Below are 14,822 nucleotides of genomic sequence, written 5' to 3' on the forward strand. Positions count from 1 at the left end.
TCAGATTATGCCGCTCAATAACGAGCAGAAGAAGCAATACAAGTCCATTGGTCATGACCTGAAGCCGGTCCTGATCGTCGCTGGCAACGGCTTGAACGAAGGCGTTATCGCCGAACTGGAGCGCGCGCTGGTCGATCACGAACTGATCAAGGTCGAAATCCGCTCGGAAGATCGCGAAGAGCGCGCCGTCGTCATTGCCGAACTGTGCAAGGCCGGCCGCGCCGAACTGGTACAGACCATCGGCAAGAAGGCACTGATCTATCGCAAGAATCCGCAGCCGAACAAGCAGCTGTCCAACATCCACCGTTACAAGTGACGGGTGTGGGAGCGGCCTTGCGTCGCGAAAGGGCTGCAAAGCAGCCCCAGCGGTATTTGCGATAAAGCTGACATCCTGGGGTCGCTTTGCGCCCCTTTCGCGACACAAGGCCGCTCCCACAAGGCTCCGTACTGGCTAGCGGCGCGCCCTGACCGGGACCGGTTGGGCCACCAGCACGATGCCGGAGAAGCCCAACACGAGAAAACAGAACATCTGCCAGCGCTCGCCGACCGAGATGCCGTAGCGCAAGGTGTAATACCCTACACAGGCTGCGAAGCCCAACAGCAGCATCTGACCGCGAAACTGCCGCCACCAGGCCACCAGGCCGTCCACCCTCGCCAGCACCGCCAGCTGGGTCAACAAGCCAAGCAACGCCACACCGATCAACCAGCGGTCGATCTGCCCGGCGACGTCCTGCACCAGCAAAGGTGCCAGGCCACTGACTTTCAGCGCCGGCACCAGCCCTACATGGAACACCCATAAGCCACCGACCCAGAAAACCTGGGCCAGTTGCCAGAGAATCCCCTCTAGGGATGGCGCCCGCAGGCGCCGGTCAGATGTGTTTGACTTCGACAATCTCGTACTCGACCGTACCGCTTGGCGTCTTCACCACCACGGTGTCACCTTCTTCCTTGCCAATGATGGCACGGGCAATCGGTGCACTGCTCGAAAGCTTGCCTATTTTCACGTCAGCTTCATCTTCGCCAACGATCTGGTAGGTCACTTCGTCATCGGTCTCGGTGTTGGCCAGCACCACGGTGGTGCCGAAAATCACTTTGCCGGTGTGGGCGATGGTGGTGACATCGATCACCACCGAGTTCTGCAGACGGCCTTCGATATCGCGGATGCGCGCTTCGACCATGCCCTGCTCTTCACGGGCAGCATGGTATTCAGCGTTTTCCTTGAGGTCGCCCAGCTCACGCGCTTCGCCAATGGCCTGGCTCAGGCGTGGGCGCTCGGTCTTGCTCAGGAAGGCCAGCTCCTCTTCCAGGGCGCGGGCGCCCTGGACGGTCATCGGGTACTTGGTAATGCTCATGCTTTGAGTCCTGCATGCAGATCCTGCAGGCGACGAACAGTCTTCTCGGGACCGAATTTCAGCGCCTCGCAGATGGCTTCACCAGCCGCAATGGTAGTGGTGCAGTAGATCTTGTGCTGCAGCGCATTGCGACGAATCGAGTAGGAATCGGCGATCGACTGGCGACCTTCGGTGGTGTTGATGATCAACGACACTTCATCGTTCTTGATCATGTCGACCACGTGCGGACGACCTTCGGTCACCTTGTTCACACGGCGCACTTTCAGGCCTGCCGCTTCGATGACCTTGGCGGTGCCTGCAGTTGCAACCACTTCGAAGCCCAGGGCGATCAGATCGCGGGCAACGCCAGCCACTTGCGGCTTGTCGTCGTCACGCACGCTGATGAACGCGGTACCGCCGGTCGGCAGCACTTCACTGGCACCCATCTGAGCCTTGGCGAACGCTTCACCGAAGCTGTCGCCGACGCCCATGACTTCACCGGTCGATTTCATCTCAGGGCCGAGGATCGGGTCAACCCCTGGGAACTTGGCGAACGGGAAGACGGCTTCCTTGACGCTGTAGAAGTTCGGGATGATTTCCTGGGTGAAGCCCAGCTCTTTCAGGGTTTTGCCAGCCATCACGCGGGCAGCGATCATGGCCAGGGAGGTGCCGATGCACTTGGACACGAACGGTACGGTACGCGACGCACGCGGGTTGACTTCGATCACGTAGATCTTGTCGCCCTGCAGGGCCAGCTGCACGTTCATCAGGCCGACAACACCCAGTTCCAGGGCCATTTTCTTGACCTGTACGCGGACTTCGTCCTGCACTTCCTTGCTCAGCGAGTAAGGTGGCAGCGAGCACGCCGAGTCACCGGAGTGAACGCCGGCCTGCTCGATGTGCTGCATGATCGCGCCGATCACCACGTCGGTGCCGTCGCAGACCGCATCCACGTCCATCTCGATGGCGCAGTTGAGGAAGTGATCGAGCAGCACTGGACTGTCGTTGGAAACCTGTACGGCTTCACGCAGGTAGCGCTTGAGCTCGTCCAGCTCGTAGACGATCTCCATGGCGCGACCGCCCAGTACATAGGATGGGCGCACGACCAGTGGGTAACCGATGCCACCCGCAGCGCTAATGGCTTCCTCTTCACTGCGCACGGTGGCGTTTGGCGGCTGCAGCAGGCTCAGGCGCTGAACCATCTGCTGGAAGCGCTCACGGTCTTCGGCACGGTCAATGGCGTCAGGGCTGGTACCGATGATCGGCACGCCGGCTTCTTCCAGGGCGCGAGCCAGTTTCAGCGGGGTCTGGCCGCCGTAGTGAACGATGACGCCCTTCGGCTTCTCGACGCGGCAGACTTCCAGCACGTCTTCCAGGGTCAGCGGCTCGAAGTACAGGCGGTCGGAGGTGTCGTAGTCGGTGGAGACGGTCTCCGGGTTGCAGTTGACCATGATGGTCTCGTAACCGTCTTCACGCAGCGCCAGTGCAGCGTGTACGCAGCAGTAGTCGAACTCGATACCTTGGCCGATACGGTTCGGGCCGCCACCCAGGATCATGATCTTGTCGCGGGTCGACGGGTTGGCCTCGCACTCTTCCTCATAGGTCGAGTACAGGTAGGCGGTATCGGTGGCAAACTCGGCGGCGCAGGTGTCGACGCGCTTGTACACCGGGAACACTTCCAGCTTGTGGCGGTGACGACGCAGGTTCTTGTCGGTGATGCCGAGCAGCTTGGCCAGACGCTGGTCCGAGAAGCCCTTGCGCTTGAGGCGCAGCATGTAGTCTTTGTCGATCGACGACAGCGCCAGGGTCTTGACCTTCTCTTCTTCCTTGATCAGGTCTTCCATCTGCACCAGGAACCACATGTCGATGCCGGTCAGTGCGAAGATCTCTTCACAGGTCATCCCCGAACGCATGGCGTCAGCCACGTACCAGATGCGCTCGGCGCCCGGCACGGTCAGTTCGCGCTTGAGGATGCCGGCGGCTTCCGGGCTGGCCAGGTCGACTTTAGGGTCGAGGCCGCAGGCGCCGACTTCCAGACCGCGCAGGGCTTTCTGCAGGGACTCCTGGAAGGTGCGGCCGATGGCCATGACTTCACCCACCGATTTCATCTGGGTGGTCAGGCGGGCGTCGGCTTTCGGGAATTTCTCGAAGGCGAAGCGTGGCAGCTTGGTCACGACGTAGTCGATCGACGGCTCGAAGGACGCCGGGGTGCGGCCACCGGTGATGTCGTTCTGCAGCTCGTCGAGGGTGTAACCAATGGCCAGCTTGGCGGCGATCTTGGCGATCGGGAAGCCGGTGGCCTTGGAAGCCAGGGCGGACGAACGCGAAACACGCGGGTTCATCTCGATCACGACCATGCGGCCAGTGTTCGGGCAGATACCGAACTGCACGTTGGAGCCGCCGGTTTCCACACCAATTTCACGCAGCACCGCCAGCGAGGCGTTGCGCATGATCTGGTATTCCTTGTCGGTCAGGGTCTGCGCCGGCGCCACGGTGATCGAGTCACCGGTGTGCACGCCCATCGGGTCGAAGTTCTCGATGGAACAAACGATGATGCAGTTGTCCTTCTTGTCGCGGACCACCTCCATCTCGTATTCCTTCCAGCCGATCAGCGATTCGTCGATCAGCAGCTCTTTGGTCGGCGACAGGTCCAGGCCACGGGTGCAGATTTCTTCGAATTCTTCGCGGTTGTAGGCGATACCGCCGCCAGTGCCGCCCATGGTGAACGATGGGCGGATGATGCACGGGAAGCCGAGCTTCTCGAGCACTGCATTGGCCTCTTCCATGCTGTGGGCGATACCGGAGCGCGGGCACTCCAGGCCGATGTCCTTCATGGCCTTGTCGAAGCGCGAACGGTCTTCGGCCTTGTCGATGGTATCGGCGTTGGCGCCGATCATCTCTACGCCGAACTTTTCCAGCACGCCGTGGCGCTCCAGGTCCAGGGCGCAGTTCAATGCAGTCTGACCACCCATGGTCGGCAGTACCGCGTCCGGGCGCTCTTTTTCGATGATCTTGGCCACCGATTGCCACTTGATCGGCTCGATGTAGGTGGCGTCGGCCATGGCCGGGTCGGTCATGATGGTGGCCGGGTTGGAGTTCACCAGGATGACGCGGAAACCTTCCTCGCGCAGGGCTTTACAGGCCTGGGCGCCGGAATAGTCGAATTCGCAGGCCTGGCCGATCACGATCGGGCCAGCGCCGAGAATCAGGATGCTTTTGATGTCTGTACGTTTTGGCATGGTTGTCACTCAAATCCGCGGGTCAGTCGGCAAGCCGTCTTGAACAATCTGGGTCAGGCGCTTCCGGGCGCGGCGTGAGCCGGCCCGGGGCCTTGATGCAGGATGCTCAGCGGCGCTTGGCCATGGCATCGGTGAAACGATCGAACAGTGGCGCGACGTCGGTCGGGCCTGGGCTCGCTTCAGGGTGGCCCTGGAAGCTGAACGCGCTCTTGTCGGTGCGCTCGATACCCTGCAGGGTGCCGTCGAACAGCGACTTGTGGATGGCGCGGACATTGCCCGGCAGGGTGGCTTCGTCAACGGCGAAACCGTGGTTCTGGCTGGTGATCATGACCACGCCGGTGTCCAGGTCCTGGACCGGGTGGTTGGCACCGTGGTGGCCATGGCCCATCTTCACGGTCTTGGCGCCGGAGGCCAGGGCCAGCAGCTGGTGGCCGAGGCAGATGCCGAATACCGGAATCTCGGTTTCGAGGATTTCCTTGATCGCCTGGATCGCATAGTCGCATGGCTCCGGATCACCAGGGCCGTTGGACAGGAACACACCATCCGGATTCAGTGCCAGCACTTCGCTGGCCGGGGTCTGGGCAGGCACCACGGTCACGCGGCAGCCGCGGGCGACCAGCATGCGCAGGATGTTCAGCTTGACGCCGTAGTCGAAGGCGACCACGTGGTACGGCAGGTCGGCAGCGTCGATGGTCGGGTGGCTATCGGTCTTCAGCTCCCAAACGCTGGAGCGCCACTCGTAGCGTTCCTTGGTGGAAACGACCTTGGCCAGGTCCATGCCCTTCAGGCCAGGGAAGCCACGGGCGGCTGCGATGGCGGCTTCTTCGCTGATGTCGTCACCCGCCAGGATGCAGCCGTTCTGAGCGCCTTTTTCGCGCAGGATACGGGTCAGGCGACGGGTGTCGATACCGGCGATGGCGACGACGTTGTTGGCCTTGAGGTACTCAGGCAGCGACTGGGTATTACGCCAGTTGCTGGCCAGCAGCGGCAGGTCGCGGATAACCAGGCCAGCGGACCAGACACGGTTCGACTCGGCATCTTCCGGCGTAGTACCGGTGTTGCCGATGTGCGGGTAGGTCAGGGTGACGATTTGCTGCGCGTAGGAAGGGTCTGTAAGGATTTCCTGGTAGCCGGTCATAGCGGTGTTGAATACCACCTCACCAACGGTCTGACCGTCGGCACCGATGGCTTCACCGCGGAAAATACTGCCGTCGGCAAGGGCGAGTATGGCTGGCTTTGTCAAGAAGACCTCCCGTAAGTCAAGCATGAAAGGGCGATCGCAGGTTGCAAAAAAGCGGAGTGACGTATGGACACGTCACCCCGCTTTCATGTGCTGAATTCAATTCGCTGCGCGCTTTTAGTGGACACACTAAAGCTGTAGCTTACAGAAAAGTGCGTTTTCGGTCTACCGCATATGTGCCTCTAAAACACATGATTGCGACAGACTGACATTTGCGGCGCCTGCTTCGCGGGCATGCCCGCTCCCACAACGACCGCACAGAGCCTGAGCCTTGCACAAATCCTGTGGGAGCGGGCGCGCCCCGCGAAGACGCCAGCACCGCTCGAACGGCTTAGCGCAGGTCGAGCACATCCTGCATGTCGTACAGGCCCGGCTTGCGCCCATCGAGCCACAGCGCCGCTCGCACCGCGCCCTTGGCGAAGGTCATACGGCTGGAGGCCTTGTGGGTGATTTCCAGGCGCTCGCCCTCAGCAGCAAACAGCACGGTGTGATCACCGACCACATCGCCGGCACGCACGGTGGCAAAGCCGATGGTCTGGCGATCACGCGCGCCGGTCTGGCCTTCACGGCCATACACCGCCACTTCCTGCAGATCGCGCCCCAGCGCATTGGCAACCACTTCACCCATGCGCAGCGCGGTCCCCGACGGGGCATCGACCTTGTGCCGGTGGTGCGCCTCGATGATCTCGATGTCGACATCGTCACCCAATACCCGCGCAGCCATGTCCAACAGCTTGAGGCTGAGATTGACACCAACGCTGAAGTTGGCGGCAAACACGATCGGGATGTCTTTGCCCGCCTCGGCAAGCAGTTGCTTCTCCTCGGCGGTAAAACCGGTGGTACCGATGATCATCGCCTTGCCGTGCTTGCGGCAGAACGCCAGGTTCTTCAGCGTCACCGACGGGTGAGTGAAGTCGATCAGCACGTCGAATTCGTCGACAACCTTGGCCAGGTCGTCCGACAGCAGTACGCCGATACGACCGAGCGCTGCCAGCTCGCCGGCATCCGCCCCGACCAGCGAGCTGTCCGGACGATCGATCGCCGCCGTCAGCCCCGCGCCCGGGGTTTGCTGAACGGCTTCGATGAGGGTCTTGCCCATCCGCCCCGCCGCGCCCATCACTGCAATACGTCGCATAGCCATTTTCCTTGTCAGAGATCGCCGAAGAAGCGCTTAACGCCATCGAACCAGCCGCTGGCCTTGGGCGAGTTGTCACCTTCCAGCGAGCTGCGCAGCTCTTCGAGCAATTCGCGCTGGCGACGGGTCAGGTTGACCGGTGTCTCAACCGCTACGCGGCACAGCAGGTCACCGGCACCACCACCGCGAACCGGGGCGACACCCTTGCCACGCAAGCGGAACTGCTTGCCGGTCTGGGTACCTTCCGGAATCTTGAGCTTCACGCGACCATCGAGGGTCGGCACTTCCAGCTCGCCACCGAGTGCGGCATCGGTGTAGCTGATCGGCACTTCGCAATAGAGGTGCTTGCCGTCACGCTGGAAGATCTCGTGCTCGCGCACATTGATCACCACATACAGATCGCCAGTCGGACCACCATGGGTGCCCGCCTCGCCCTCGCCGGACAGACGGATGCGGTCGCCGGTATCGACGCCCGCCGGCACTTTGACCGACAGGGTCTTGTATTCCTCGACACGGCCCTCGCCATGGCACGAGGTGCATGGGTCGGTGATGATCTTGCCCTGGCCGTGGCAGCGTGGGCAGGTCTGCTGCACCGAGAAGAAGCCTTGCTGCATGCGCACCTGGCCGATGCCACCGCAGGTCGGGCAAGTCGACGGGGTCGACCCCTTCTTGGCGCCGGAGCCGTCGCACGGTTTGCAGTTGACCAGAGTCGGCACGCGGATACTGACCGTGGTGCCGCGCACCGCTTCTTCCAGGTTCAGCTCCAGGGTGTAGCGCAGGTCGCTGCCGCGCTGGGCACCGCCACGTCCACCACCGCGACCGCCGCCGAAGAAGTCACTGAAAACGTCGCCAAAAATGTCGGAGAAGTTGGCGCCGCCGAAGCCGGCACCACCGCCACCCATGCTCGGGTCGACGCCGGCATGACCGTACTGGTCGAACGCCGCACGCTTGTTCGCATCTGACAGTACTTCGTAGGCCTCGTTGGCCTCCTTGAACTTGTCTTCCGACTCTTTATCGCCCGGATTGCGGTCCGGGTGGTACTTCATCGCCAGTCGGCGGTAAGCCTTCTTGAGGTCAGCTTCGCTGGCGCCGCGCTCGACACCCAGGACCTCATAATAATCACGCTTGGACATAGGTCATTTGCACCTTGTTGGGCGTCAGGCATCTGCGCCGCGCCATCAGCACCTGCCTGCACACCACGAATGGCCCCGACAAATGCTGTAAAAAATCTCGAATTCCAGATACGCCAACGCGGGAGCAAGCCCCCGCGCGGCGACATCCTACCAGCTCACCGGCAGCAACCAGTGAACGGGTCGACAGCAGGCAACGATTACTTCTTGTCGTCGCCTTTCACTTCTTCGAACTCGGCGTCAACCACGTCATCGTGCTTGGCTTCCGGCTCGGCTTGCTGTGCGCCACCCTGAGGCTGTTCGGCCTGCTGCTCGGCGTACATCTTCTGAGCAACCGGAGCCGATACCTTGGACAGTTCTTCGACCTTGGCGTCGATGGCGGCCTTGTCGTCGCCTTTGACAGCGGCTTCCAGGGCAACCACGGCAGCTTCGATCGCGGCCTTCTCTTCAGCAGTAACCTTGTCACCGGCGTCCGCAACCATCTTGCGGGTCGAGTGCACCAGCGCATCACCCTGGTTACGGGCAGTGGCCAGCTCTTCGAACTTGCGGTCTTCCTCGGCGTTGGCCTCGGCGTCACGCACCATGCGCTCGATTTCTTCGTCAGACAGGCCGGAGTTGGCCTTGATCACGATCGACTGGGTCTTGCCGGTGGCCTTGTCCTTGGCGCCCACATGCAGGATGCCGTTGGCGTCGATGTCGAAGGTCACTTCGATTTGCGGTACGCCGCGAGGCGCTGGCGGAATCTCGGCCAGGTCGAACTTGCCCAGCGACTTGTTCTGCGCCGCCTGCTTGCGCTCGCCTTGCAGCACGTGAATGGTCACGGCGCTCTGGTTGTCGTCGGCGGTCGAGAACACCTGCGACTTCTTGGTCGGAATGGTGGTGTTCTTCTCGATCAGCGCGGTCATCACGCCGCCCATGGTTTCGATACCCAGGGTCAGCGGGCTGACGTCCAGCAGCAGCACGTCCTTCACGTCACCGGCCAGCACGGCGCCCTGAATGGCAGCACCCATGGCCACGGCTTCGTCCGGGTTGACGTCCTTGCGCGCTTCTTTACCGAAGAAGTCGGCAACCGCCTTCTGCACCATCGGCATACGGGTCTGGCCGCCGACCAGGATCACGTCGTCGATCTTGCTGGCGTCGATGCCCGCGTCTTTCAGGGCGATGCGGCAAGGCTCGATGGTGCGCTTGACCAGGTCTTCGACCAGCGACTCCAGCTTGGCGCGGGAAATCTTCACGTTCAGGTGCTTAGGACCGGTGGCGTCTGCAGTGATGTACGGCAGGTTGACATCGGTCGACTGCGCCGAGGACAGCTCGATCTTGGCCTTTTCAGCAGCTTCTTTCAGACGCTGCAGGGCCAGCGGATCGTTCTTCAGGTCCATGCCGGACTCTTTCTTGAACTCGTCGACGAGGTAGTCGATCAGGCGCATGTCGAAGTCTTCGCCACCCAGGAAGGTGTCGCCGTTGGTGGCCAGTACTTCGAACTGGTGCTCACCGTCGACTTCGGCGATTTCGATGACCGAAACGTCGAAGGTACCACCACCCAGGTCATAAACGATGACGGTGTGGTCGCCCTTGGCCTTGTCCATGCCGTAAGCCAGTGCAGCGGCGGTCGGCTCGTTGATGATACGTTTTACGTCCAGGCCAGCGATGCGGCCGGCATCCTTGGTGGCCTGACGCTGACTGTCGTTGAAGTACGCCGGAACGGTGATTACCGCTTCGGTCACGGACTCGCCGAGGTAGTCTTCGGCGGTCTTCTTCATTTTCTTCAGTACTTCGGCGCTGATCTGCGGAGGCGCCATTTCCTTGCCGCTGGCTTCGACCCAGGCGTCGCCGTTATTGGCCTTGACGATCTTGTAGGGCACCAGCTTGATGTCTTTTTGCACGACATCTTCTTCGAAGCGACGACCGATCAGGCGCTTCACTGCGAACAGGGTGTTGTGCGGGTTGGTGACGGCCTGGCGCTTGGCCGACTGGCCAACCAGGATTTCACCGTCGTTGGCGTAGGCCACGATCGAAGGGGTAGTGCGCGCGCCTTCGGCGTTTTCGATGACCTTGACGTTACCGTTTTCCAGAATGGAGACGCACGAGTTGGTGGTCCCCAGGTCGATACCGATGATTTTGCCCATGTTTACTCTCCCGAAACTTGAATTTGGCGGCAGCGGCTACGGTCGTGGCCAACTGCGGTAATACTTGAACGCTTGACACCTAGATGGGGATGCCCCGGAGGATTTCAAGCCTTCTCATCGATAGAAGGTTGCGGTGCCGCTGGCGCCTTGCTGACCACCACCATGGCAGGGCGCAGCAGGCGACCGTTGAGCAGGTAGCCCTTCTGGAACACGTTGAGCACGCTGTTAGGCTCGACCTCGGCGTTTTCCTGCATGGCCATGGCCTGATGGTGCTCAGGGTTGAACGGCTGCCCGTGCGGGTCGATGGCTTCGAGGTTGTAGCGCTTGAGGGTGTCCTGGAACATCTTCAGGGTCAGCTCGACGCCTTCACGCGTGCTCTTGACCTGTTCGTCGTCGGGCTTGAGGTGCGCCAGGGCCATTTCCAGGCTGTCGATCACCGGCAGCAGGTCGCCAGCAAACTTCTCGAGCGCGAACTTGCGGGCCTTGTCGACTTCCTGCTCGGCGCGACGAATGCTGTTCTGCGCTTCGGCAGCGGCACGCAGGGACTGATCCTTGGCGGCGGCCAGCTGCTCCTCGAGCTCCTGAACGCGGGCGCCGTTATCCACTGCACCTGCCTCTTCAGCATTAAGGTCTTGTTCATTCAGCTGTTCGTCAGCCATGGGTCTCTCCTCCGCAATTTCGGTTGTACGAGCAAAGCTCGCCGTGTCTGCCGGCTATATGGGGCCGGAAAAACCAGCTTCAAGGGGCACGTGGGTTTTGCCGGTCGCAACAGAATCCGCCAGAGGGCATTGGCAGGGCAGAAAAAAGTACTGTATAAATAACCAGACCTGAACTTCGGGAGCCGCCCCCATGCTGGTGCACCTGTCCATTCACAACTACGCCATCGTCGAGCACCTCGACCTTGAAATCGCCCGTGGCATGTCGGTGATCACCGGCGAGACCGGTGCGGGCAAATCGATCATGCTCGACGCCCTCGGCCTGGCCCTGGGCGACCGTGCCGACAGCGGCGTGGTGCGTCCCGGCACCGACAAGGCAGACATCCTTGCCACGTTCGACCTGGTGGACATCCCCGAAGCCCATGCCTGGCTGGCCGAGCGCGATCTGGACAACGACGGGTTGTGCATTCTGCGCCGCGTCATCACCGCCGAAGGGCGCAGCCGCGGCTACATCAACGGCACCCCCTGCCCGCTCGGCGACCTCAAGGCGCTGGGCGAGCTGCTGATCGACATCCACAGCCAGCATGAACACCAGTCACTGCTGAAGACCGACACCCACCGCCGTTTGGTGGACGAATACGCCGGCGCCATCGACCTCTCCCGCCAGGTGCAGCTTGCCGCCAAACGCTGGAACCAGACCCGCCTGGAACTCGAGCGGCTGAGCAATTCCGGCGACGAGCAACGCGCCCGCCACCAACTGCTCAGCTACCAGCTGGAAGAGCTGGACAATCTCGGCCTGGGCGAAAACGAACTGGAACAACTGGAGCAGGAACACAAGAACCTGACCAACGCAGAGGCCCTGTTCGGCATCTGCCGCCAGGTCATCGACCAGTGCAGCGAAAGCGATTCTGGCAATGTGCTCAGCGCGCTCACCGCCAGCCTCAACCGCCTCGGCGCTGCAACGAACGCCCCGCGCGCGCTGGGCGAAGCCGCCAACATGATCGCCAGCGCACAGATTCAGGTTGAAGAAGCGGTGGGCGAACTCAATCGCTTCCTCGACAACTTCGACGCCGACCCCATGCGCCTGCAAGCCCTGGAAGAGCGCCTCGACACGATTTACACCCTGGCGCGCAAGCACCGCGTGCACCCCACTGAGCTGCCACACTTGCAGCAACAGCTGATGGATGAACTCGAAGGCCTGAACGCCAGCGACGAGTCGATCGAACGCCTGGCCGAGGAACTTGGCGCCTATGCCCAGCACTATAAACAGAAGGCACAGGAGCTCAGCGCACTGCGCCAGCAGGCAGCCAAACAGCTGGCCGTCGCCGTGGAGCAGGAAATCCAGCGCCTGGGTATGCCGGGTGGGCGGTTCTGCATCGAACTTACCCCCAACGAAGGCAATGACCTGTCACCCCACGGCCTGGAACAGATCGAATTGCTGGTCAGCGCCAACCCCGGGCAGCCACTCAAGGGCCTGGCCAAGGTGGCGTCCGGGGGCGAGCTCTCCCGTATCAGCCTGGCGATCCAGGTGATCACAGCTCAGACCTCGCGCATTCCGACCCTGGTATTCGACGAAGTGGACGTCGGCATCGGTGGCCCTACGGCCGAAATCGTCGGCCAGTTGCTGCGCCGCCTGGGCGAGCGTGGCCAGGTACTGACCGTGACTCACCTGCCGCAAGTGGCCGCGCAAGGGCACCATCATCTGTTCGTGCACAAAGTGCGCAACAGCGATACCACCCACACCGCAGTCGCCAGCCTGGGCAAACGCGAGCGGGTCGAAGAAGTGGCGCGGATGCTGGGCGGCATCGACCTGACCAAGGAATCCCTGGCCCATGCGCGCAAGATGGTGGTTTCCGGCAAGGCTTGAGGGCACCTTCAGCCTCTTCGCGGGTAAACCCCTCCCACAGGATTTCGCAAGGCTCAAGGTCTGTGCAGACCCTGTGGAAGCGGGTTTATCGAAGCGTCGAACCACCGCGAAAGGGCCAGCAAGGCCAACACGCATTCAGCACCCTACAAAGCACAAAGGCGACCCGAAGGTCGCCTTTGTCATTCATAACGAGCTAAATCGTTACTTTTTCTTACGCACATAAAGGACCAGGTTGTGGTCCACGAGCTCGTAGCCATGCTCGGCCACGATCTCTTTCTGGCGGCGTTCGATCTCGGCATCCATGAACTCGATAACTTCACTGGTATCCACGTTGACCATATGGTCGTGGTGACCGCCGTCAGCCAGCTCGAACACCGCGTGGCCACCGTCGAAGTTGTGGCGCACCACCAGACCCGCCGCTTCGAACTGGGTCAGTACGCGATAGACGGTTGCCAGACCGACGTCCTCGCCAGCCTCCATCAGCGCCTTGTAGACATCCTCGGCGCTCATGTGACGTTGCTCGGTCGAGTCGAGCATCTGAAGGATCTTGACTCGAGGCAGTGTCACCTTGAGACCGGCTTTGCGCAATTCGCTATTTTCAACCATGGTCAGCTTTCTCGCCGATGCTGCTTCGCAGCTTCTCTTAATACGGGTATGATCGGGGTTTACGTTGTCCAGCCAAGATAGTGGAAGTCGCCCACCGATGCAAAACACCAAGCTCTTGCTAAACAGCCTCGCCCTCGCGGGACTGCTCGCACTCGCCGGTTGCTCGTTTCCCGGGGTTTACAAAATCGACATCCAGCAGGGCAATGTCGTCACGCAAGACATGATAGACCAATTACGCCCCGGAATGACCCGTCGGCAAGTAAGGTTTATCATGGGCAACCCGCTGCTGCAGGACACTTTCAACACCAATCGTTGGGACTATCTGTACAGCCTGCAACCTGGTGGCGGCACACGTCAGCAGGAGCGCATGAGCATCTTCTTCAACGACAGCGACCAGCTGGTCAGCCTGTCCGGCGACTTCATGCCAGGCGTGAGCCGCGACCAGGAAATCCTCGGCGGCAGCAACACCACCACGGTCAGCCCGGCCACCCAGCCAGAGCAGGCCAAGCCGCAGCCGGAAGAGAAACCGGCCAAGCCAGGCTCGACGGAAGAGTCCATCCAGCGTGAGATCGACACCATCGAGACCACCCCAGTGCCGACACCGGCACCGCTGGAAACCTCGCCGCAGTAAATGCCGGCCAGATGAAAAAGCCCGGACCATGGCCCGGGCTTTTTATTACTGCCAGCTCAGCTAGCGCTTGGCCTTGGCCTTCGCAGCGCGCTGCTTGCGCGCCTCGACAGGGTCGAGCAGCAGAGGCCGGTAGATTTCCAGGCGGTCCCCCTCCTCGACTACATGCGCGTGCGCATCTGCCACCACCTTGCCGAAAATGCCCACCGGACAGTGCGCGATATCCAGCCCAATCACTTGCCCGGCGATCCCGGACAGGCGCAACGCTTCACGCACACTCACCCCGTCTGGCACTTCAAAGGCCAACAACCACTGGCGCTCGGCCGTGGCGTAGGCCACTTCGAGCTTAACCATTGAGCTGCTTGGCACGTTGGCAGAACGCATCCACCAGAGTATTGGCCGCCTGGTTGAACAGCGGCCCGAGCGTGGCGCGCACGATCGCGCCGGCGTAGTCGAAGGTCAGGTCGAGGCTGATCTTGCAGGCCTTTTCGCCGAGTGGCTTGAACACCCACAGGCCATGCAGCTGCGTGAATGGCCCCTCTTCCAGGTTCATTTCGATGGACTGCCCCGGCACCAGAATATTGCGGGTGACGAACTGCTGGCTCATGCCGCCCTTGGCCACTTCCAGCTTCGCCCGCATGTGCGTGTCGCTGGCCTCGATCACCGTCGAGGCCGAGCACCAGGGCAGGAATTCAGGGTAGCTGGCCACGTCGTTGACCAGATCGTAGAGCGCCTGGGCAGGGTACGGCAGCAGGGCGGAGCGTTGAATATGGGTAGTCATCCAGGCGTCACTTCCAAGGCTGGTTGGCGGCGCTTCGCAGCGTGCCGAAAACAGGTTCTGTGCAGAGAACAGGCCTTGTATTG

General features: G+C 61.6%; 14 protein-coding genes. 3 read left to right on the plus strand and 11 right to left on the minus strand.

Translation table 11 applies throughout. The features are described from left to right. The first annotated feature begins 7 nt into the window (after window positions 1-7). A complete protein-coding gene (gene yhbY / locus ACTORR_RS10230) occupies window positions 8-316 on the plus strand; it encodes a ribosome assembly RNA-binding protein YhbY (protein WP_054885643.1) in 309 nt (102 codons plus the stop codon). Between the two features lie 135 nt (window positions 317-451). On the opposite strand, the gene ACTORR_RS10235 is transcribed toward yhbY, so the two are convergent. From ACTORR_RS10235 to grpE, 8 genes are all read right to left on the minus strand, one after another. Then, complete coding sequence (locus ACTORR_RS10235) at window positions 452-892, minus strand: hypothetical protein (protein ID WP_054885644.1); 441 nt, start codon at window positions 890-892, stop codon at window positions 452-454. Further along, window positions 870-1,352, minus strand: coding sequence for a transcription elongation factor GreA (greA, locus tag ACTORR_RS10240; RefSeq protein WP_082433603.1), 483 nt, complete (start codon window positions 1,350-1,352; stop codon window positions 870-872). Before greA ends, ACTORR_RS10235 begins: the two co-directional genes overlap by 23 nt. Beyond that, window positions 1,349-4,570, minus strand: a complete 3,222-nt coding sequence (gene carB, locus ACTORR_RS10245; protein ID WP_054885645.1) for a carbamoyl-phosphate synthase large subunit — start codon at window positions 4,568-4,570, stop codon at window positions 1,349-1,351. Before carB ends, greA begins: the two co-directional genes overlap by 4 nt. Before the next feature lie 106 nt (window positions 4,571-4,676). Then, on the minus strand, window positions 4,677-5,813 hold the full coding sequence (carA, locus tag ACTORR_RS10250) for a glutamine-hydrolyzing carbamoyl-phosphate synthase small subunit (protein ID WP_286934144.1): 1,137 nt from the start codon (window positions 5,811-5,813) through the stop codon (window positions 4,677-4,679). Window positions 5,814-6,141: 328 nt separating this feature from the next. Next, on the minus strand, window positions 6,142-6,945 hold the full coding sequence (dapB, locus tag ACTORR_RS10255) for a 4-hydroxy-tetrahydrodipicolinate reductase (protein ID WP_286934145.1): 804 nt from the start codon (window positions 6,943-6,945) through the stop codon (window positions 6,142-6,144). Window positions 6,946-6,959: 14 nt separating this feature from the next. Then, window positions 6,960-8,078 (minus strand): molecular chaperone DnaJ, encoded by a 1,119-nt coding sequence (dnaJ, locus tag ACTORR_RS10260; protein ID WP_054885648.1) that lies wholly within the window; start codon window positions 8,076-8,078, stop codon window positions 6,960-6,962. A gap of 197 nt (window positions 8,079-8,275) precedes the next feature. Then, on the minus strand, window positions 8,276-10,201 hold the full coding sequence (gene dnaK, locus ACTORR_RS10265; protein WP_054885649.1) for a molecular chaperone DnaK: 1,926 nt from the start codon (window positions 10,199-10,201) through the stop codon (window positions 8,276-8,278). 104 nt (window positions 10,202-10,305) lie between these two features. Next, complete coding sequence (grpE, locus tag ACTORR_RS10270) at window positions 10,306-10,878, minus strand: nucleotide exchange factor GrpE (RefSeq protein ID WP_143524237.1); 573 nt, start codon at window positions 10,876-10,878, stop codon at window positions 10,306-10,308. Between the two features lie 172 nt (window positions 10,879-11,050). On the opposite strand from grpE, the gene recN reads away from it, so the two are divergent. Continuing rightward, a complete protein-coding gene (gene recN, locus ACTORR_RS10275) occupies window positions 11,051-12,724 on the plus strand; it encodes a DNA repair protein RecN (protein WP_286934150.1) in 1,674 nt (557 codons plus the stop codon). Window positions 12,725-12,925: 201 nt separating this feature from the next. Here the strand turns inward: recN and fur are convergent, their stop codons facing one another. After that, window positions 12,926-13,330, minus strand: coding sequence for a ferric iron uptake transcriptional regulator (fur, locus tag ACTORR_RS10280; protein ID WP_046788147.1), 405 nt, complete (start codon window positions 13,328-13,330; stop codon window positions 12,926-12,928). A gap of 97 nt (window positions 13,331-13,427) precedes the next feature. Here fur and ACTORR_RS10285 point away from each other — a divergent pair, with 97 nt between their 5' ends. Continuing rightward, a complete protein-coding gene (locus ACTORR_RS10285) occupies window positions 13,428-13,961 on the plus strand; it encodes an outer membrane protein assembly factor BamE (protein WP_054885652.1) in 534 nt (177 codons plus the stop codon). Between the two features lie 60 nt (window positions 13,962-14,021). On the opposite strand, the gene ACTORR_RS10290 is transcribed toward ACTORR_RS10285, so the two are convergent. Then, complete coding sequence (locus tag ACTORR_RS10290) at window positions 14,022-14,312, minus strand: RnfH family protein (RefSeq protein WP_286934154.1); 291 nt, start codon at window positions 14,310-14,312, stop codon at window positions 14,022-14,024. After that, window positions 14,305-14,739 carry a type II toxin-antitoxin system RatA family toxin gene (locus ACTORR_RS10295; RefSeq protein WP_054885654.1) on the minus strand — a complete coding sequence of 145 codons (435 nt, stop codon included), beginning with the start codon at window positions 14,737-14,739 and terminating at the stop codon, window positions 14,305-14,307. The genes ACTORR_RS10290 and ACTORR_RS10295 overlap by 8 nt, the downstream gene beginning before the upstream one ends. Window positions 14,740-14,822: the final 83 nt, after the last annotated feature.

Origin of the sequence: Pseudomonas sp. SAR267 (assembly GCF_052077595.1) — a bacterium.
In the GTDB taxonomy this organism is placed as follows: Bacteria; Pseudomonadota; Gammaproteobacteria; order Pseudomonadales; family Pseudomonadaceae; genus Aquipseudomonas; species Aquipseudomonas vlassakiae.

Coding starts and splice junctions, on each gene's coding strand:
- yhbY (WP_054885643.1), top strand. CDS start 8: ATGCCGCTCAATAACGAGCAGAAGAAGCAATACAAGTCCATTGGTCAT.
- greA (WP_082433603.1), bottom strand. CDS start 1,352: ATGAGCATTACCAAGTACCCGATGACCGTCCAGGGCGCCCGCGCCCTG.
- carB (WP_054885645.1), bottom strand. CDS start 4,570: ATGCCAAAACGTACAGACATCAAAAGCATCCTGATTCTCGGCGCTGGC.
- dapB (WP_286934145.1), bottom strand. CDS start 6,945: ATGCGACGTATTGCAGTGATGGGCGCGGCGGGGCGGATGGGCAAGACC.
- dnaJ (WP_054885648.1), bottom strand. CDS start 8,078: ATGTCCAAGCGTGATTATTATGAGGTCCTGGGTGTCGAGCGCGGCGCC.
- dnaK (WP_054885649.1), bottom strand. CDS start 10,201: ATGGGCAAAATCATCGGTATCGACCTGGGGACCACCAACTCGTGCGTC.
- recN (WP_286934150.1), top strand. CDS start 11,051: ATGCTGGTGCACCTGTCCATTCACAACTACGCCATCGTCGAGCACCTC.
- fur (WP_046788147.1), bottom strand. CDS start 13,330: ATGGTTGAAAATAGCGAATTGCGCAAAGCCGGTCTCAAGGTGACACTG.
- ACTORR_RS10285 (WP_054885652.1), top strand. CDS start 13,428: ATGCAAAACACCAAGCTCTTGCTAAACAGCCTCGCCCTCGCGGGACTG.
- ACTORR_RS10290 (WP_286934154.1), bottom strand. CDS start 14,312: ATGGTTAAGCTCGAAGTGGCCTACGCCACGGCCGAGCGCCAGTGGTTG.
- ACTORR_RS10295 (WP_054885654.1), bottom strand. CDS start 14,739: ATGACTACCCATATTCAACGCTCCGCCCTGCTGCCGTACCCTGCCCAG.